Consider the following 18,034-nt stretch of genomic DNA (forward strand, 5'->3'; position numbering starts at 1 on the left):
CCGGGCGCTGGGGTCGTGAGGACTACACCGTGGTCAGCTGGCGGACGGCGGCGAGGATGTCCTCGACCCGGTCCTTGGCGTCGCCGAAGAGCATCGCGCTGTTCTCCCGGAAGAACAGCGGATTCTGCACACCGGCGTAGCCCGAGGCCATCGACCGCTTGAAGACGATCACGTTGTCGGCCTCCCACACCGTGAGCACCGGCATGCCGGCGATCGGGCTGGACGGATCCTCGGTAGCCGCCGGGTTGACCGTGTCGTTGGCCCCGATGACCAGGACGACCGACGTACCGGCGAAGTCGTCGTTGATCTCGTCCATCTCGCACACGATGTCGTACGGCACCCGCGCCTCGGCCAGGAGCACGTTCATGTGACCGGGCAGCCGGCCGGCGACGGGGTGGATGCCGAAGCGGACGTCGACGCCCCGGTCGCGCAGCAGACGGGTCAGCTCGGCCACACCGTGCTGCGCCTGGGCGACGGCCATCCCGTACCCCGGCGTGATGATGACCGTGTCAGCGCTGGTCAGGAGCTCGGCGACACCTTCGGCGTTGATCTCGCGGTGGTCGCCGTACTCCTTGTCCTGCGCCGGGCCCGCCTCGATGCCGAACCCGCCGGCGATCACCGAGATGAACGAGCGGTTCATCGCCTTGCACATGATGTACGACAGGTACGCACCCGACGAGCCGACCAGCGCACCGGTGACGATGAGCAGGTCGTTCTCCAGCAGGAACCCGGCGGCCGCGGCGGCCCAGCCGGAGTAGCTGTTGAGCATCGACACCACGACCGGCATGTCACCGCCGCCGATCGACGCGACCAGGTGCCAGCCCAGCGCCAGCGCCAGCAGCGTGACCACGATCAGCAGCCACAGCTGCGGGTCGATCACGAACCAGGCGGTGAGCACCACGAAGACGGCCAGGGCGCCGAGGTTGAGGAAGTTCTTGCCGGGCAGCATCAGCGGGCTCGACTTGATCTTCGCGGAGAGCTTGAGGTACGCCACGATCGAACCGGTGAAGGTGACCGCTCCGATGAAGACGCCGATGAACACCTCGGCGCTGTGGATGCCCAGCATGTCCTGGGCCTTCAGTGTGAGCGCCTCGTCGCCGCCCAGGTCGGCCTCGACGTGCAGGTATCCGTTCCAGCCGACCAGCACCGCGGCCAGGCCGACGAAGCTGTGCAGCAGGGCGATCAGCTCCGGCATGCCGGTCATCTCGACCTTCGCCGCCCGCTGCAGGCCGATCGCGGCGCCGATCACGACGGCTACCACGAGCAGCACGAGGTTCATCGCGCCGATCTCGCCGTCGATGGCCAGGCCGATCGTCGCGACCAGGGCCAGGGCCATGCCGGCGACGCCGAACGTGTTGCCGGACTTCGCGGTCTCGTGCTTGGACAACCCGGCCAGGGCCAGGATGAAGAGAAGAGCCGCGACGATGTAGGCGGCGCTCGCCGCCGTGCCGATGGTCATGCCTCAGCTCCTCGAGAACATGGCGAGCATGCGGCGGGTCACCGCGAAGCCACCGAAGACGTTGATGCTGGCCAGCAGGATCGCGACGAAGCTGAGCCCGGTGACCAGCGGGCCACCGTGGCCGAGCTGCAGCAGGGCGCCGACGACGATGATCCCGGAGATCGCGTTGGTGACCGACATGAGCGGCGTGTGCAGGGCGTGGTGCACGTGCCCGATCACGTAGTAGCCGATCACGATGGCCAGCGCGAAGACCGTGAGGTGACCGCGCAGCGCGGCCGGGGCCGCGGCGGTGAGCAGGAACAGCGCGGCGGCGGCGACCCCGGTGACCAGCAGCGGGTTCAGCGGCTTGCGCACCGGCTTCGGCGCGGTCTCGACCGGCTTCTCCGCCACGGCTGCCGGCGCGGCCGACACCGAGACCGGCGGCGGGGGCCAGGTCAGCCCGCCGTCGCGGACCACGGTCATCGACCGCTGCACCACGTCGTCGAAGTCGAGGACCAGCTGGCCGTCCTTGCCCGGGGTGAGCAGCTTCATCAGGTTCACCAGGTTGGTGCCGTAGAGCTGGCTGGCCTGGGCGGGCAGCCGGCCCGGCAGGTCGGTGTAGCCGATGATGGTCACACCGTTCGCCGTGACGACCACCTCGCCGGGGACCGTGCCCTCGACGTTGCCGCCGTTGGCCGCGGCCATGTCCACGATGACGCTGCCGGACTTCATGGTCGCGACCATGTCGGCGGTGATCAGCTTCGGCGCCGGACGGCCGGGGATCAGCGCGGTGGTGATCACGATGTCGACCTCGCGGGCCTGGTCGGCGTAGAGACGCGCGGCCCGGTCGTTGTAGTCGTCGGACATCTCCTTGGCGTAGCCGGTCGAGGAGACCTCGACGTCGGCGGCCTCGACCGACAGGTACTCGCCGCCGAGCGAACGGACCTGGTCGGCGACCTCGGGACGGGGGTCGGTGGCCCGGACGATCGCGCCGAGACTGCCGGCCGCGCCGATGGCCGCGAGACCGGCCACGCCCGCGCCGGCCACCAGCACCTTGGCCGGGGGGACCTTGCCGGCGGCGGTGACCTGACCGGTGAAGAACCGGCCGAAGGCGTGCGCCGCCTCGACGACCGCACGGTATCCGGCGATGTTGGCCATCGAGGACAACACGTCCAGTGACTGAGCCCGGGAGATGCGTGGCACCGCGTCCATCGACAGTGCCGTGATCGGCCGCCGCGCGAGGTCCTCGACCAGCTCCGGCGCGAGGCGCGGATTGAGCATGCCGATCAGGGTGGTCCCCTCGGCCAGCTTGTCGAGCCGCTGCAGCGGCGGGTTGATGGTGAACACGACGTCCGCGGTCAATGGGTCGCCGATAGCGGCTCCGGCCTCGGCGAACGCCTCGTCGGAGAAGGAGGCCGCGGCACCGGCGCCGGGCTCCACCACTACCTGATATCCCAGTTTGGCCAACTGCTCCACGGTGGCGGGAGTGGCCGCCACACGACGCTCACCCGGATCCGGGTCCCTCAGTACACCGATGATCACCGTCGACTCCTCGGTAGATGTTGACCATGGAAACGGCGTGCCGAGGCCGCCGGTTCAATACGCCGGGTGATTGTTACTCACCAGTACGCCGATATCCAGAGGCGTCCCACCACCGTCTCACGGCAACCACACGGTCACCATCGCGCACCGTATCGGTGATCGTGGCTTTGCGGAACGGGCCGAAGGTAATCGTGAGCGTGCGGAGCCGGAACTATCCGGCCGAGGACCGCGATGCCCCAGCCGGTCCCCCTGCGGCTGGGGCATCGCTACGCCCACGGCCCGCGAACAGGGCCACCACCAGCAGGAACGCGCCCGCTGCGGCGAGCGGGCGCAGGACCGGGAACATGTATCCCTCCCAGACCGGGTCGTCGCCGGGCGCCACGGCGGACGCCGTCACCATCGCCGTCGCGGGCGCCAGAAGAGACAGACCGCGCCACCAGAGCCGGCGGTCAGGGGCGACGAGCGCCAGCAGCCAGCCGGCGGCCAGACCGAGCAACCAGCCGGTCACCGTCAGCGGCACGGCGAGAGGTGGGCGGGTGCGTTCGATCTCCAAGGCCAGCGCGGGGTACGGACCTTCCGATCGCGGAGAGCCGCAGGATTCCACGTCGTCCGGTCCGCACGCGTGGGCCCCGTAGGTGGTGACCTTCAGACCGTCACGCCGGGCCACGAAACCGCCGTCGCCGAACGGTCCGTCCGCCGTTTCCCAGCCCAGCCGGTCGAAGCCTTCTCGTGAACGGGTGAGAAGTGCGGCGTACCCCGCAGCGGGGTTGTTGATCGTGACCACCGCGAACCCGGCGCTGTAATCGTCGCTGCCCAGCAGCTGGTCGCCGGGGTAGCGGTAACCGAAGATCGCGTCGAACCGCTCCACGAACGGTGCCACCGGGCCGGGCGTCGCGGCCGTGACCAGCGCCCGGGCCTGCTCGTCGGTGGGCAGCGCGGCCGGATCGCGCCAGCCCAGCCAGGCGCCCGCGGCGGCGCCCAGAGCGGCGATCGTGAGCGCGGTCAGGATTCTGCGGAGCATGCCCGGCACCTTAGGCGCTGACCGCTTGCCTCATTCACCGCAGTCGCTCTATTCTGCGTGGACAGCAGGAGGAAAGCGCTTTCCTGCACCTAGCGGTGGTCATCCCCTTTACCGGCCACCGTGCCATCCCCCATGCGCGCGTCCCGAGCGCGCGCAGAAAAACAGGTGAATCGAAGATGAGACGATCAGTCGCTCTGCGACTCTCCGCTGTGGCCGGCGTCGCCGGACTCGCCGGGGCGATCGCCCTGGGACTCCCCCAGCACGAGGCATCGGCCGCCACCGGCGGCGTCACCGGTTACGCCACCCAGAACGGCGGGACCACCGGCGGCGCGGGCGGCACCACCGTCAAGGCCACCACCGGCACACAGATCCACAACGCGCTCTGCACCCGGGCGGCCAGCAACACGCCGATCATCATCCAGGTCGAGGGCACGATCAACCACGGCAACACCACCAAGGTGTCCGGCGACAGCTGCAACACCGCCGCCGACAAGATCGAGCTCAAGGAGATCAGCAACGTCACCATCATCGGTGTCGGGGCCGGAGCCACGTTCGACCAGCTGGGCATCCACATCCGGGACTCCAGCAACATCATCATCCAGAACGTGACGGTCAAGAACGTCAAGAAGTCCGGCTCCCCGACCTCCAACGGCGGCGACGCCATCGGCATGGAGAGCACCGTCCGCAACATCTGGGTCGACCACGTCACCCTCGAAGCATCGGGCGGCGAGTCGGAGGGCTTCGACGGGCTGTTCGACATGAAGGACGACGTCGACTACGTGACGCTGTCCTACGCCATCCTGCGCAACTCCGGACGCGGCGGCCTGATCGGTTCCAGCGAGACCGACACCGGCAACAGCTTCATCACCTTCCATCACAACAAGTACGAGAACATCGATTCCCGTACGCCGTTGCTGCGCGGCGGTATCGCGCACATCTACAACAACCACTACGTCAGCCTCAACGAGTCCGGGATCAACTCGCGGGCCGGGGCCAAGGCGCGCGTGGACAACAACTACTTCCAGAACTCGAAGGACGTGCTCGGCACCTTCTACACCGACGCCGCCGGGTACTGGCAGACCTCCGGCAACATCCTGGACAACGTGACCTGGTCGGCCGCCGGATCGGAGAACAACCCGGCCGGACCCGCGATGGCCTCGACCACGACGGTGAGCATCCCGTACTCGTTCACCCTCGACGCCGCCTCGTGCGTGCCGTCGGTGGTCGCCGCGACCGCCGGCGCCGGCAAGGGCCTGGCCGTCTCGACCGGCAGCTGCTCGGTCACCACCGGCCCGACCACCTCGCCGACCGCTTCGGCGTCGGCGTCGGCCAGCGCTTCGCCGTCGCCGTCGACGTCGGTGACGCCCAGCACGCCGACCGGCACCAACCTGAGCCTCGCGTCCGGCGCCGGTGCGGACGGTTCCAGCAAGGCCAGCGGGACCAGCTACGGCAACGTCCGCGACGGCAGCCTGACCACCATCTGGTCGCCGAGCGGCGCGACCGGCGACATCTCCATCAAGTGGGGCTCGGCCGTCACCGTCTCGAAGATCAACATCGTGGAGGCGTCCGGCTCGTCGATCGGCAACGTCCAGATCCTCAACGGTGCGACCGGCGCGGTCCTGGCTTCCGGCACCGGCGGCGGCGTGAAGACCTTCACGGCCACCTCCACCACGAAGATCACCTTCAAGATCACCAGCTCCTCCGGTACGCCGAAGATCGCCGAGTTCCAGACCTTCGCCTCCTGATCCAGCACCACCTCTCCACTGCCCGGGCCGGCGCCTTCCACCCGCCGGCCCGGGCCCTTATGCCCCAGCCCTTGCCCGTCATGTCCCGGCCCTCCATAGTCCGGCTTCGGCCGCCTTCTGCTCCACGACCGGCGGCACTCTCCCCGATGTTCCTGGCCGGTCGCACAGCTGAACGATCGTTGGTCGGCGGCGTAGCTCAAGATCCTCCCCTAGCGGCACCGGTCAACGGCCCTGGCCAGCGGCATCCCTCTCACCCTCGGTCGACGGTGCTGCTCGACAGTCACTGGTCCGGCGGGACCGCCGCTGCTTCAGCGTTCAGGGTCGCGGGGGGAACGTCCTGGCCGGCGTCCTGCGTGGACACGGCCGGCCTGCACCGATCCCGCCTATCGTCTGGTGGAGCTGAGGGGACTCGAACTCCGGACCCCCTCGCCGCAAACGCGGATTTCATGGGTGCTTCTCGATTCAGATGATCTCGATCTTCATCGGATACGCGTGATGGCGATGGGATTCTCACGGAAGCGGGTCGGCGGCGACGGCAAGCGGCGCTACGCCGCCAACTACCTGAACATTCGCGGGCAGAAGCGGTCGGCGGGCACCTTCTCCAACGAGAAGAGTGCCGGCCATGCCGAAGAAGGACAGGGAGATCGTCACCTCGGAGCAATTCGACGACCGGTAAGCGGTACTGCCCGAGAACGAGTTCCGCCTCCCGATCGGGACCGACATCGAGGCGGGCCCGCGCTGGGACGAACTGACCGAGCTCCGGCGTCGGGGCATCAACTTCGCCACTCGCATGCTCCTGAAAGCCGGGTGGCGTCGAGCTGAGCCGACAGATGTCCGCCAAGCTCCAGGTGAACGTCGCGGCGAACGACCTCAGCCGGACGACTTACTGTTCACAATCCGCGGCCCGGCAAGCGCCACCGCCCCGAAGCTCCGCGTGGTCCCCCACCCGGAGACGCTCGGCCCGACTACCCCGGATGGCCAGGCCGCAAGTATCGCCACGGCACGCTGAGCGCCTACACCGCCGAAAGTGCCGGCGCCAGCGCTGCAAGACCGCGTTCTCGATCTACCGCACCCAGCCGAGCCGACGGCAAGGACTCCCCGCGAGCCAAATGCGGCCTGAAGTACTGACACAACCGTGTGTGCCCGGGGCGCGGCCGGGACAGTGCCAGGGGAACACGAAACGCTTCGAGGTATCTCGTCGCGGTTGAAATCGACCCGCGCAATCCCGGGCTTGCGGGCCGCCGGCTCACTCGGTGTGCGCCTGACGTCCTCCCGTGAGGGATCAGGCCAGTTGGGCTTCGGCTGCTGTCGGACTGCCCGGGACTGGGCGTGCCAACAATGCGGCTAGCGCTGCGGAAACGACGGCGCCCAGCAGGCTCGGGGCTCCCAGAGTGCCGTCCACCGCATACGAGAAGACGGAGACGGTGAGCACCCCCGCCGTGAAAGCGAAGGTGATCGGCAAAGCGGCGGCAGCCGCTCTTGCCGGGAGTGACGCGGCCAGCGCGAGCGCCGCGCAGAGGATCAGGTCAGGGATCAGGAACATGTTGTCCGATCGCCAGGAGTCGTGGGCGAAGAGGAAGACGAACGTGCTGATGCTGAGTGTGGCCGCGGCCAGGCGGCCTACCAGGAGAACTCGCATGTCTACACTGTAGACATGGCTGGCGGCATTGTCTACAGCGTAGACTTCGCGCCGTGCCGAAACGTTCGCTGAACCCTGATGCCATCGCCGCTGCCGCGCTTGCGCTCGGAGACCGGGATGGGCAGGCAGCGATGTCGATGCGGCGGATCGCGGCTGAGCTCGCGTGCGATCCGATGGCGATCTACCGGCATTTTCCGAATCGTGAGGCGCTGCTCGACGCGGTCGCCGACCTGGCCCTGGCCGGCGTCGTCACCGACCGGAGCGCAGACGTGGGTACGGGACCGGGCGCAGCCGTGAGGGCGGGCGCAAGCCCGGGATTCGAGTGGGAAGGGCGGCTGATCGCTCTGCTGAGTGACGTTCGGGAGGCGGCATTGCGGCATCCGGGGATCGCTGGGCACATCGCGTCCCGCCCACCGCTCGGGCCCAACGGGCTCCGGCTTCATCGGGTGCTCACCGAGGCTCTGGTGGCAGCCGGGCTCAGCCGGGCCGACGTGGCGAAGGCTACGCAGGCGCTGATCGCCTATCTCGCCGCGGCGCTCGCGATGGCGGTCCGGGCCGGCGAGCGGGACGAGCGCTGGCACCAGGTGGGCAAGGCACTCGAGCTCGAGGTGGATAGCGCGCAACTGCCGATTGTCGGGTCGGCGGAGCAGTTCGCGTTCGGGCTACGGCTCCTGGTCAATGGAATCCGGGTTGAGGGACAACGCGGCTAGGCCAGAGGCAGTGCAACGAATGCCCATTGCTCCAGCCCAGAACACAGTCGCACCGGCGGCGATATGCCTGAACTGGCGACCAGCGCCTCTTCTCGAGCTAAAAGGTCACCCCGGTCACGGGAAGGGGTTGACCCCATCGGACGAAGTAGTCATGTCGAGTGGCGGCGTGGCTCCGCGAGCCCTTCGGCGAGTACGGCAAGTAAGGTGAAGTACGATGAGGGAAGCATTTCCAATCGAACCCGGCGAGCGGATTAGCGTAATGCGCTGCATTGGCATATACGCCGTAACGCAGACCGTCATTACCTTTCGTATGCCCGTGAGCTGATGGCCTCAAAGAACGGCTCGGTGACGACCCCTCCCAAGCCCGTAGCCGGAGTAACGTCTCGAAGATCACCCAGTCGCACCCGGTCGATCAATCGAGCGAGCATCGTCGCAGCACCAAAGCTCCTAACACGATCTCGGTTGGGTCCAGTCGATCAATCTGCGCGGTTGAGGAGCATGCGTGATCTTGCCGTTAGTCCCAGTAGTTGAATAGGCCTTCGCCCAGCGTTCGAGGCCGCCGGTAGCGAAGGTCACGCTGGCTGATTCGTGGCCACTTCGCCACATCGATCGGCCCGTCCAACTCCTTACCAGTCAGCAGGCGGAATCCTGGCATCGTTTTCAAAGCGGCTGCCAAGTCGGGAAGCTCGCCGCCGGTTCGTCGCGCGGCTTCGTAGCAGCCACGGCGAAACGCTTTCACGTCGGTCACGACAGCCGACACTACGTGCCCGCGCACCACACGGGAACAATCATGTCGCCGGCATGGGCGCCTCACCCTTTCGCGGCGACCGGCGTGCGTCAGATGGATGTTGAGCGCTCGCGCCGTCGCCGTCTCGTGGTCACCGCGCACGCTCGGCGGCAAGAGAGTAAACGAGAGACTGAATGCGCACTAGCTGAATCACGATCAACGGAATAGTGATCTGACAAATTTCGCCACGTCCGAATCGTCAGTGTTCCGGTCGAATTACGTACGGAGTTGCATTCCAAGTAATCGCGTCGACCTTGACCGCATCCCGCTACGCATAGTGGCGGAACTTTTCCTATTGACTTGGCGGGCCAATGTAATACCGTAGTTGTGCTGTGCTACTAACCTTGACTTGGCAACCTCGGTACAGCGCCAGAGCGGATGGCGAACATGGGAGCGCATCTTGCTGAGACGATGGCGCCTCACCGGCGTGATGTATGTCGTGCTGGTGATGATTGTTACGGCTGCTGCGATAGTGCTGACCAAGGCGGCGAAGCTTAGCGTGGCCGGCACAGTGGTGGCCATTCTGCCCACGATTGCACCGCTGTTCCTAGCCTGGCGCGCGTTCCGAGAGGACCGTTCTGATCTTGAGCAGGCTGTCGGCGTGGAGGATCTCTTGGTTCAACTCGCGGTCGCTGTCCAGGGGCAGTGGGCGGCGGAGATCGGGCTGAGAGGCGCCGACGATCCATATCCGTTGCCAGTCTCTTGGCGACCGGCAGCCGCCGGCTTGTTCGACGGGACAGTCGAGTATAGGTCGAACAGCAACGGCCAGTTCAACCTTGAGGCGCTCCTCAGCGCGAGTCAGAGCCGCCGCCTCGTCGTGCTCGGCGACCCGGGTTCCGGAAAGACCATATTGCTAGTCCGGATGCTTCTCGGTCTGGTGGATACGCGGGATCCGGGACAACCTGTGCCACTTTTGCTGCCGCTTGCATCCTGGGATCCGCTCCGGCTAAACTTCACCTCTTGGATAAGGCAGAGGCTAGAAATCGAGCATCCGTCGCTCCTCTTGGATGCGCCCCCTGCATTCGGTCATGGCGTGATAAGGTCCCAGGTATTGCTCGATCGTCGCCTCATCATGCCGCTACTCGATGGACTGGACGAACTACCTGTCGCGGTTCGGGCACGTGCTCTTCAAGAGATCAACGCTAGTCTTGGCAAGTATCCCGGTCTAGTATTGTCAAGCCGTGCCGCGGAGTTTCTGGGAGCTGCTCGGCCACCCAGCGCTCGTTCCATAAAACTCCGGGACTCGGTGGGAATCGAGCTCATTGCACTGGAACCGGAAGAAGTAGAGCGCTATCTCCTGCGTGATGCCGACGATGCGTATCTCGCAAGGCGCTGGAGCCCTGTGCTTGCGGAACTCCGACGTCCTGGGCCGCTGCGAAGCGCCTTCGAAACGCCATTGATCGTTACCCTGGCACGGACAATCTACAATCCGCGTCCCGGCGAAAGGCTGGACAACTGGCCGGATCCGCGGGAGCTTTGTGATCGACGATGGTTTTCATCACGCCGGGCAATCGAGCAGCACCTATTCGACGGCTACGTTCGGGTCGCATACCGACCGGGTGGCACCGAGCAGGTAGCTCCAGGGCCACGATGGGGTCCGGCCGGGGCAGCCCGATGGCTACGGTTTCTAGCTCACCACCTGGAGACGAACGAGGGCGGCACTCCCGACCTGCGCTGGTGGAATCTATCCGACGCGATGTCGCGTCGCGGCCTAGGCCTCATGGCTTTCGGTGCTCTGACGGGTCTGGCCATTATGCTGCTGATGCCGCTTAGCGTGTTTGTTGGTGTTCCCGCCACGCCGTTGGTCGGTGTGAGCGTCGTGCTAGGCGCTGGCGCCGCTATCGTATCTCTCGTCCGGTCTGCACTACGCCCCGCCCGCGGCCTGCGCTGGGCAAAAGAGCTTACGGTGCGGGCTGGCGTCCTCGGGTCGACAGCAGGCCTTCAAGCGTCGGCGGGCCTAGGGGCTCTGGCTTATGTACAGACCAACAGCCTGATCGCTGGCCTGATATTCGGCACGCTCGGGCTGCTAAGCGGTGTCTTCTTCACATTGATAATCGGGATGAAGTTGGCACCCGCTGACCTCAGCGCCACACCCACTCCGGGTGCCTCGGTTCGCGAGGACCGTGGAGCATTCGTCGTCAACACGTTGTTGTTCGGCACTGCGTTAGGGCTCATTCTTGGCGTCGTGCTCGGCCTAATCATGGGTGTAGTTGCGCAGGTTCCCCGGCTGGAGTATGCGGGCCGACCTGATCTCATCCATGTAAGAGAGACACCGCCCGCGGTCGATCCGGTCGTCGCATCGTGCTGGGCGTACGTGGGATTGGTAACCGGTCTAGGGATAGGCCTCACGATAAGCCTCGCTCGTTCGGCTTGGGGAGTCTATTTGTTGACACGCTATTACCTGGCGATCACAGGTCGTCTCCCGTGGCGCCTGCTACCTTTTTTAAGCGAGGCTCATCAGCGCCGTGGGGTGTTACGTCAAGCGGGGCCGATCTACCAATTCCGGCACATTGAGCTGCAGCGCCGCCTCGCCGCTAGATACGAGAACCCGTAAGCCACTTTCCACCGCCTCAGCCTATTTCGTACCAGCGCTGCTATGGACGCTCGGAAAACTTATAGGAGAACCTTCTGTCCTCATGGATGGCACCCTCTCATCGGCAGATCAATAAATCGAGCGGTCTTCACCGATCGCGCCACGCCAAAGGAGACAGGGTCAACGCAGCCTCGGCGATTCGCCGGCTCGTCTCGGTTTGCAGGTCCTTGCGTGCCGAGTCGATCCAGCCGTCCACCCGACTCACGCCGACGTCTCGATACTCGATGGCTTGTAGAAGCATCTCCAGCTTGTCCGCATCCTTGGCGCACAGCGCTTCACGGGATTGACGCGACTCGTACTCGTCGGCTGCGGCACGGACCGTCTCGCGGGAGCGCTCGGGAAGCCGGCCGGTCTGGTCTGCGGTGATTCGGCGCGGGTCCGGCTTGGCCAGGTAGGCCACTGCGGTATGCGCGAGGTCGCCGGTGCGAGTCTCTTGGGTGTCGTGCCGAAGGGCGAGAAACGATGCACACGCGGGGTCCGCGCCCTCTTCGGCGCAATGAGGGCTGCCAGTTGGGCCGTACGCATCGTGTGCTCGTCTACCGACTCGGGGTCTCGGACTCCGGCGTGCCACCAGCCGGTTCGGCGGATGCGTTTCAAAAGGCCGAGTTCGTATCCGAAGGCTGCGATTGCCTCGGCGTCTTCTGGCACCCGGGGTCCTTCCAGTCGTGCGCGATCGTCGTCGCCGCGGACCGGCAGCGGGATCGTTCAGTCGGTGGCGGGGGTTTCGTAGGCGACGGCGGGGTGGCCGGGAGCGAGGCGGACCGGGTAGTTCCAGCGGCGCAGGACCTGGGCGATCCTGGCTGCTCCGGTGGGGTTCGCCGAGTGGACGATGATGACGCCGACGTCGACGGGATCATTCTCGAAGGCGGCGCGTTCGAGGACCTCGACGACCGGCCAGATGGTGTCGTCGCCGCCGAGGTCGTGGTCGAGCCACAGCTCGTCGACGCGGCCGGCCCGGAGGCTGGTGAGGAGTTCGACACCGGCCGCGCTGGTGCGGGCCACCTCGGCCGGCCGGCCGTCGACGAAGGAACGGAGGTCGTCGATGAGGACGATCATCGGGGCGGAGACGGGCATCCCGTGATCATGCCCGAGCGGGTCAACCGCCCGTGCCGGAGCGGTCAACCGCGTCGACGGGTCATTCGTGAGGGGGTCAGCGGCGTCTGACGTGCCGGCGCCGGGTTCGGCTGCTCGGTGATCTCGGCTTGCGCGGGCGGGTCGTCCGTTCCGGTTCGGGTTCCTCGCGCAGCTTGCGCCGCAGATACCAGAAGACTCCCCAGGAGAGCAGCAGTCCCACCGCGGTCTGGCCGAAGACGCCTGCCAGGTTGTTGCCGATCCAATCCTTCTCCGCCACCACGTCGGGATCGTCCCGGACGGCCACGACCGGCACGGAGTCGCCGACCTTCGGCTTGCCGGAGACCCGGTCGGTGCTGGCGACACGGGTGCGACCGTCGACCGGGAACACCAGACGGTAGGTGGGCGGCGAATTCTCGTGCGGGCCGTACCTGATCTCCGAGACCGCGGCGACCGACTCGACCCCGGCGACCCGCAGCCTGACGTCCAGAATGGCGTCACCGAACGCGGAGATGAAAAACCCCAGGATCACACAGCACACCACGCAAATGATCGTCCAAATTCTGTACGGTTCCACCAGGTCAGGATGTCAGCCGCCGGCAACGGCCGGACGTGAGGCGTGCAGTGACGCCAGCAGTGCGAGGCGGTCGGCGTCGGGGCTGCCCGGTTCGGCGGTCCACACCAGCATCACCGGGCCGGGGCTGCCGGGCAGCGGATAGGTGTCCCAGTCCAGGACGATGTCGCCGGCCTCCGGCACCCGGAACGTCTTGCGCCCGCTGACCTGCGCCCGCACGTCGTGCCGGGCCCACAACCGGCGGAACTCGGCGCTGCGGATGCTCAGTTCGCCGACGATCGCGGTGGCCCGCGGATGGGTCGGGTCGGTGGCGACGGCGGCACGCATCATGCCGATGTAGTCCAGTGCCTGTTGTTCCCAGTCGGGGCAGGTCCGCTCGCCGGTCATCGTGTCGTCGAACATCAGCAGCAGCATGTTGAGCCGCTCGGCCGGCAGACCTGCCGGGTCGCCGAGCAGCGCCTCGGCCAGGGAGTTCCAGTCGAGCAGGTCGAGGTGCCGGCCGAGAACCACGGCCGGGGTGTCCATCACCCGCAGGAGCCGGCGGGTGCTGTCCGGCACCCGTTCCGGAGCACGGTCGGGGCGGGGCACCGGCCGGCGGGCGGCGTGGGCGAGGGTGAACAGGTGCCGGCGTTCGTCGTCGTCGAGGGACAGCGCGCCGGCGATCGCGTCGAGGACATCGTCGGACGGGCGTACCTCCCGGCCCTGCTCCATCCGCTGGTAGTAGTCGGTGCTGAGCCCGGCCAGCAGGGCCAGCTCCTCCCGTCGCAAACCGGTGACCTTGCGACGGCCGCCGGGCTCCAGGCCGACGTCCTGCGGACGCAGCCGGCCGCGCCGGGCCCGCAGGAAATCGGCCAGCTCACGCGCGTACGGATGGGTCATCCCGCCAGTGTGCCGCCCCGCCGGGCGCCGAAGGTAGGTCGCGCGGACCTAGGCAGGCGAGTACGACCGGACCGGCCCGCATCGTCCCTAACGTCGTCAGCCGACTCACCCCGACATCCAGGAGCGGCAGATGGACAGCATTCCCGACCAGCACGGCCGGACCGCCGTCGTGACCGGCGCGAACTCGGGCCTCGGCCTGGTCACCGCCACGGCGCTGGCCCGGGCCGGCGCGCACGTGGTGCTCGCGGTCCGCAACACCACCGCCGGCGAGGAGGCGGCACACCGGATCGGCGGGCACGTCACGGTCCGCGAGCTGGATCTGGCTTCGCTGGATTCGGTACGGTCGTTCGCCGCGACGCTGACAGCCGAGCTTCCGTCGATCGATCTGCTGGTCAACAACGCCGGTGTGGTGTTGCTCGGCCCACGCCGTACCTCCGCCGACGGTTTGGAATTGCAGTTGGCCACCAACATGCTCGGGCATTTCGCGTTGACCGGCCTGCTGCTGGGCACCTTGGCGGCGGCACCGGCGGCCCGGGTGGTGAGCCTCAGTTCGATCACGCACCGTAACGCGCACCTGGATTTCGACGACCTGATGTTCGAGCGCGGCTACCGGGCGACGACCGCGTACGGCCGGTCCAAGCTGGCCACCACCGTCTTCGGGGTAGAGCTGGACCGTCGGCTGCGTGCCGCCGGTTCCCCGGTGATGTCCGTTCTGGCCCATCCGGGCGTGACCCGCACCAACCTGACGCCGCGTGCATGGGAGCATCGCGGCCGGGCCGGACGGGTGATCGCACGGCTGGGCCTGATCGCCACCCAGCCGGTGGAGCAGGGCACGTTGCCGCAGCTGCGGGCCGCGACCGGGACCGAGGTGCGAGGCGGTCAGTTCTTCGGGCCGGCCCGGCTGTGGGAGACGCGCGGCCCGGTGGCCGAGGCCCGGCTGAGCCGTGAGGCGGCCGACCCGGCTGTCGGGAGGCGGCTGTGGGCGGCGGCCGAGGAGCTGACCGGTGTCGTTTCTGTCCAAGACGCCGCCACGCCGGCGTCCTAGGGTGGATCCGGCAGCCCGCCCGAGCAGGAGGAGAAACGATGCGTTCCCTGGTCTACACCGGTTTCATGTCGCTGGACGGCGTCGTGGATTCGCCCGGCGGCGGGCCGGGCGAGGAGCACCGCAGCGGCGGCTGGGTGTTCAAGGACCTCGAGTTCGTGCCGGAGGCGTGGTCGCTCAAGGGCGAGGAACTGGCCGACACCTCGGCGCTGATGTTCGGCCGGCGCAGCTATGAGGCGTTCGCGCCGACGTGGCGCGAGTCGGAGGACCACGCCGCCTACAAGGACCTGCCCAAGTATGTGGTGTCGGAGACGCTGTCCGAGGACGCCCTGACCGACGGGTGGGGGCCGACGACGATCCTGCGCTCGACCGCCGACGTCGCCGCGCTCAAGCAGGGCGACGGCGGCGCGATCTTCATCCACGGCAGTGCCGAGCTGGCCCGGCGGTTGTCCGACGCCGGACTGATCGACCAGTACAACCTGCTCGTCTTCCCGGTGCTGCTCGGCGCCGGGAAGAGCCTGTTCGGGCGGGCCGACCGGGACAAGCACATGCTGACGCTGCGGGAGTCGGAGTCCTACCCCAACGGGATCCTGAAACTGGTCTACGACGTCAGGCGCTGACCCAGGTCGAGGGCGATCGCGCCGCCGGTGCCGTCACGCAGCTGCCCGGCGGTGCGCCCGACGTAGGTGCGCAACGCCCGGGCCAGGTGCGGCTCGTCGAAGTAGTCGAGCTTGGCGATGACGTCGGCGGCCGTCTCGCCGGCGGCCAGCAGCTCCGCCGCGCCGCGGGCCCGCTCGATCTGCCGGACCGCGCCGCGGGTCAGCCCGGCCGCGGCCCGGAACCGGCGCTCGACCGTGCGGCCCGACACGTCCGGCTCGTGGCCGCGCAGCACCTCGGCCACGAGTGGGTCACGGACCACCGCCCCGGTCCGCACCAGCCGCCCGACCAGGGCCTCGACGTCGTCGGGGCCGGGGGTCTCCCAGCGGGCGCCGTCGAGACGGAACGTGCGGCCGGTGGTGTCGGGCAGCTCGATGCCGCCGTCGACCAGCGCCGCCGCGGGCACCAGCCGCAGCGACGTGCCAACGGCGAAGTCGATACCGGTGAACCGCGCGCCCTCGGGCACCGGTGCCGTGCCGGTCCGGGTCTCCGGACCGGTCACGCCCGCGTAGGCGCGCCCGCCCTGCTCCCAGAACACCAGGCCCCAGCGCACCCCGGCGACCGAGGTCATCGTGGTGACCCGGTCACTCGCGCAGGTCCACACGGCATCGACCCACGGCGAGTCAGAGCGTCGTGTCGTGAACCGCAGCCCCACGCGCGAAGGATACGCCCGGAGCACCGAACCAGCGGGTCAGGTGGTCGTCGAGGTCCCGCTGGCCGTCGCCGATCCACGCGACGTGGCCGTCGGGGCGCAGCAGCACCGCCGGGACGTCGAGTTCCGCGGCCGGGTCGGCGAGGTGGTCGACCCGGTCCGACCAGGCGCCGGTGGTGAGCCGCCCGGTGCGGTCCAGCAGCAGGCCCCTCCCCCGGTGCATCCGGCTGTAGAGGTCGCCCTGCGCGAGACCGGTGTCGGGCAGGCGGCGGCCGAGCAGGTCGGGGCCGGGACCGAAGTCGTAGCGGATGTCGATCGCGGTGATCTTCTCCATCAGCCGGCGGTTCACCTCGTCGATGTCCATCAGCTCGGTGAACAGCCGGCGGAGGGCCCGCGGGCCCGGTCCGGGCGCCAGCAGTTCGGTCTGGGCGCGAACGGTGTCGAGCACGGCCGCGGCGACCGGATGCCGCTCGGCGTGATAGGTGTCGAGCAGGGTGTCCGGAGCCCAGCCGCGGACCTGCGCGGCCAGTTTCCAGCCGAGGTTGACGGCGTCCTGGATCCCCAGGTTGAGGCCCTGGCCGCCGATCGGCGGGTGGATGTGGGCGGCGTCGCCGGCCAGCAGCACCCGCCCGGCGCGCAACCGCTCGGCCAGCCGGGTCGCGTCACCGAAACGCGACGTCCAGCGCGGCGAGTGCACCCCGAAATCGGTGCCCGCGACCAGCCGCAACTGATGGCGGAACTCGTCGATGCCCGGTGGTTCCGACCGGTGGCTGAGACCGGTGGTGGGGACGATGACCCGGTAGTGGCGCTCACCGAACGGCATCAGAGCGACCCGCCGGTCGGTCGCGCGGAGCTCGGCCAGCCGGGCCATCAGCTCCTCCCTCGCGACACCGGCCTCCATCTCCCCCATCAGTGTTTCGTTACGGGCCGGTTCGCCGGGAAAATCGATACCCACCCAGCGGCGTACGGTGCTCCGCGCGCCGTCACAGCCGACGAGGTAGCGCGCCCGCCACCGCTGCCCGCCGGCCACCTCGACGGTCACCCCGTCGTCGTCCTGCTCCACGCCGGTCACGGCCTGACCGTGCCGGATGTGTGCGCCGAGGGCGGTGGCGTGGTCCTCGAGGAGCTCGACGATCACCGGCTGTGGGATGCCGAGCAGGTAGGCGTACGCCGAATCCAGATCTTTGGGGGTGGGTTTGTCGATCGCGGCGAAGAACCCGGCCGCCGGGCGCTGCCGGCCACGGTCGCGGACCCGGTCGAGCAGGCCGCGCATGGCGAGGATCTCGAGGCTGCGGATGTGCAGGCCGACGATGCGGGCGAAGGCGGGGGGCTCGGTGTCCTGCTCCAGGACCAGGACCCGCACGTCGTGCAGGCACAACTCGGCGGCCAGCATCGCGCCGGCCGGTCCGCACCCGGCGATGATCACGTCGAGGGAAGTCACGGTGTTGCCTTTCGGGAGAGCCTGATGGCGGGGCGCTCCCGGCGACGAACTACATCGATCGCCCGGCCGTGACGGCGACGGGGAGCACCCACTGCGGGACAACGGTCATGGGTCTCACCTCCTCGGGCCTGGTCACGGGCCCCTGCAAATTACCGGCCCGGCGTCGTCGCGTCCAGCCGCCACGGACATCGATGCCCGGAGGGATGATTCCCGCCTCGCTTGCCCCATGACGTCTTGTCAGGG

General features: G+C 68.1%; 16 protein-coding genes. 5 read left to right on the plus strand and 11 right to left on the minus strand.

Going from position 1 to position 18,034, the window contains the following annotated elements; genetic code table 11:
* Positions 1–22 precede the first annotated feature (22 nt).
* The 3 genes from pntB to ACFO0C_RS13200 form a co-directional block, all read right to left on the minus strand.
* A complete protein-coding gene (gene pntB / locus ACFO0C_RS13190; protein ID WP_378066877.1) occupies positions 23–1,459 on the minus strand; it encodes a Re/Si-specific NAD(P)(+) transhydrogenase subunit beta in 1,437 nt (478 codons plus the stop codon).
* Positions 1,460–1,462: 3 nt separating this feature from the next.
* Complete coding sequence (locus ACFO0C_RS13195; protein ID WP_378066878.1) at positions 1,463–2,980, minus strand: Re/Si-specific NAD(P)(+) transhydrogenase subunit alpha; 1,518 nt, start codon at positions 2,978–2,980, stop codon at positions 1,463–1,465.
* A gap of 211 nt (positions 2,981–3,191) precedes the next feature.
* Positions 3,192–4,001: a hypothetical protein gene (locus ACFO0C_RS13200; protein ID WP_378066879.1), complete on the minus strand. Its 810-nt coding sequence runs from the start codon at positions 3,999–4,001 to the stop codon at positions 3,192–3,194.
* 176 nt (positions 4,002–4,177) lie between these two features.
* On the opposite strand from ACFO0C_RS13200, the gene ACFO0C_RS13205 reads away from it, so the two are divergent.
* On the plus strand, positions 4,178–5,746 hold the full coding sequence (locus tag ACFO0C_RS13205; protein ID WP_378066880.1) for a pectate lyase family protein: 1,569 nt from the start codon (positions 4,178–4,180) through the stop codon (positions 5,744–5,746).
* Positions 5,747–7,028: 1,282 nt separating this feature from the next.
* On the opposite strand, the gene ACFO0C_RS13210 is transcribed toward ACFO0C_RS13205, so the two are convergent.
* The gene (locus ACFO0C_RS13210) at positions 7,029–7,385 is read right to left on the minus strand and encodes a hypothetical protein (RefSeq protein ID WP_378066881.1); all 357 of its coding nucleotides are present in this window, start codon (positions 7,383–7,385) and stop codon (positions 7,029–7,031) included.
* 53 nt (positions 7,386–7,438) lie between these two features.
* Between ACFO0C_RS13210 and ACFO0C_RS13215 the strand changes: the two genes are divergently transcribed.
* A complete protein-coding gene (locus tag ACFO0C_RS13215) occupies positions 7,439–8,095 on the plus strand; it encodes a TetR/AcrR family transcriptional regulator (RefSeq protein ID WP_378066882.1) in 657 nt (218 codons plus the stop codon).
* A 514-nt stretch (positions 8,096–8,609) separates the two neighbouring features.
* Here the strand turns inward: ACFO0C_RS13215 and ACFO0C_RS13220 are convergent.
* Positions 8,610–8,843 (minus strand): hypothetical protein, encoded by a 234-nt coding sequence (locus ACFO0C_RS13220; RefSeq protein ID WP_378066883.1) that lies wholly within the window; start codon positions 8,841–8,843, stop codon positions 8,610–8,612.
* Positions 8,844–9,282: 439 nt separating this feature from the next.
* Between ACFO0C_RS13220 and ACFO0C_RS13225 the strand changes: the two genes are divergently transcribed.
* On the plus strand, positions 9,283–11,436 hold the full coding sequence (locus ACFO0C_RS13225) for an NACHT domain-containing protein (protein WP_378066884.1): 2,154 nt from the start codon (positions 9,283–9,285) through the stop codon (positions 11,434–11,436).
* Between the two features lie 127 nt (positions 11,437–11,563).
* Here ACFO0C_RS13225 and ACFO0C_RS13230 read toward each other — a convergent pair whose 3' ends face one another.
* The 4 genes from ACFO0C_RS13230 to ACFO0C_RS13245 form a co-directional block, all read right to left on the minus strand.
* On the minus strand, positions 11,564–12,046 hold the full coding sequence (locus tag ACFO0C_RS13230) for an HD domain-containing protein (RefSeq protein ID WP_378066885.1): 483 nt from the start codon (positions 12,044–12,046) through the stop codon (positions 11,564–11,566).
* A gap of 134 nt (positions 12,047–12,180) precedes the next feature.
* The gene (locus tag ACFO0C_RS13235) at positions 12,181–12,549 is read right to left on the minus strand and encodes a cyclic-phosphate processing receiver domain-containing protein (protein WP_378066886.1); all 369 of its coding nucleotides are present in this window, start codon (positions 12,547–12,549) and stop codon (positions 12,181–12,183) included.
* Between the two features lie 76 nt (positions 12,550–12,625).
* The gene (locus tag ACFO0C_RS13240; RefSeq protein ID WP_378066887.1) at positions 12,626–13,078 is read right to left on the minus strand and encodes a hypothetical protein; all 453 of its coding nucleotides are present in this window, start codon (positions 13,076–13,078) and stop codon (positions 12,626–12,628) included.
* A gap of 57 nt (positions 13,079–13,135) precedes the next feature.
* Complete coding sequence (locus tag ACFO0C_RS13245; protein WP_378066888.1) at positions 13,136–13,999, minus strand: helix-turn-helix transcriptional regulator; 864 nt, start codon at positions 13,997–13,999, stop codon at positions 13,136–13,138.
* 130 nt (positions 14,000–14,129) lie between these two features.
* On the opposite strand from ACFO0C_RS13245, the gene ACFO0C_RS13250 reads away from it, so the two are divergent.
* Positions 14,130–15,044 carry an oxidoreductase gene (locus ACFO0C_RS13250; protein ID WP_378066889.1) on the plus strand — a complete coding sequence of 305 codons (915 nt, stop codon included), beginning with the start codon at positions 14,130–14,132 and terminating at the stop codon, positions 15,042–15,044.
* Between the two features lie 38 nt (positions 15,045–15,082).
* Complete coding sequence (locus ACFO0C_RS13255) at positions 15,083–15,661, plus strand: dihydrofolate reductase family protein (protein WP_378066890.1); 579 nt, start codon at positions 15,083–15,085, stop codon at positions 15,659–15,661.
* Here ACFO0C_RS13255 and ACFO0C_RS13260 read toward each other — a convergent pair.
* Positions 15,643–16,353: a helix-turn-helix domain-containing protein gene (locus ACFO0C_RS13260; RefSeq protein ID WP_378066891.1), complete on the minus strand. Its 711-nt coding sequence runs from the start codon at positions 16,351–16,353 to the stop codon at positions 15,643–15,645. The genes ACFO0C_RS13255 and ACFO0C_RS13260 overlap by 19 nt on opposite strands.
* On the minus strand, positions 16,322–17,791 hold the full coding sequence (locus ACFO0C_RS13265) for an FAD-dependent monooxygenase (RefSeq protein ID WP_378066892.1): 1,470 nt from the start codon (positions 17,789–17,791) through the stop codon (positions 16,322–16,324). The genes ACFO0C_RS13260 and ACFO0C_RS13265 overlap by 32 nt, the downstream gene beginning before the upstream one ends.
* Positions 17,792–18,034 lie beyond the last annotated feature (243 nt).

Source organism: Actinoplanes subglobosus (assembly GCF_042650585.1).
GTDB classification, from domain to species: domain Bacteria; phylum Actinomycetota; class Actinomycetes; order Mycobacteriales; family Micromonosporaceae; genus Actinoplanes; species Actinoplanes subglobosus.

Bases quoted from the DNA above. Each gene is read 5' to 3' on its own strand.
- ACFO0C_RS13235 (WP_378066886.1), bottom strand. From the start codon at position 12,549: ATGCCCGTCTCCGCCCCGATGATCGTCCTCATCGACGACCTCCGTTCC.
- ACFO0C_RS13200 (WP_378066879.1), bottom strand. From the start codon at position 4,001: ATGCTCCGCAGAATCCTGACCGCGCTCACGATCGCCGCTCTGGGCGCC.
- ACFO0C_RS13210 (WP_378066881.1), bottom strand. From the start codon at position 7,385: ATGCGAGTTCTCCTGGTAGGCCGCCTGGCCGCGGCCACACTCAGCATC.
- ACFO0C_RS13255 (WP_378066890.1), top strand. From the start codon at position 15,083: ATGCGTTCCCTGGTCTACACCGGTTTCATGTCGCTGGACGGCGTCGTG.
- pntB (WP_378066877.1), bottom strand. From the start codon at position 1,459: ATGACCATCGGCACGGCGGCGAGCGCCGCCTACATCGTCGCGGCTCTT.
- ACFO0C_RS13205 (WP_378066880.1), top strand. From the start codon at position 4,178: ATGAGACGATCAGTCGCTCTGCGACTCTCCGCTGTGGCCGGCGTCGCC.
- ACFO0C_RS13245 (WP_378066888.1), bottom strand. From the start codon at position 13,999: ATGACCCATCCGTACGCGCGTGAGCTGGCCGATTTCCTGCGGGCCCGG.
- ACFO0C_RS13250 (WP_378066889.1), top strand. From the start codon at position 14,130: ATGGACAGCATTCCCGACCAGCACGGCCGGACCGCCGTCGTGACCGGC.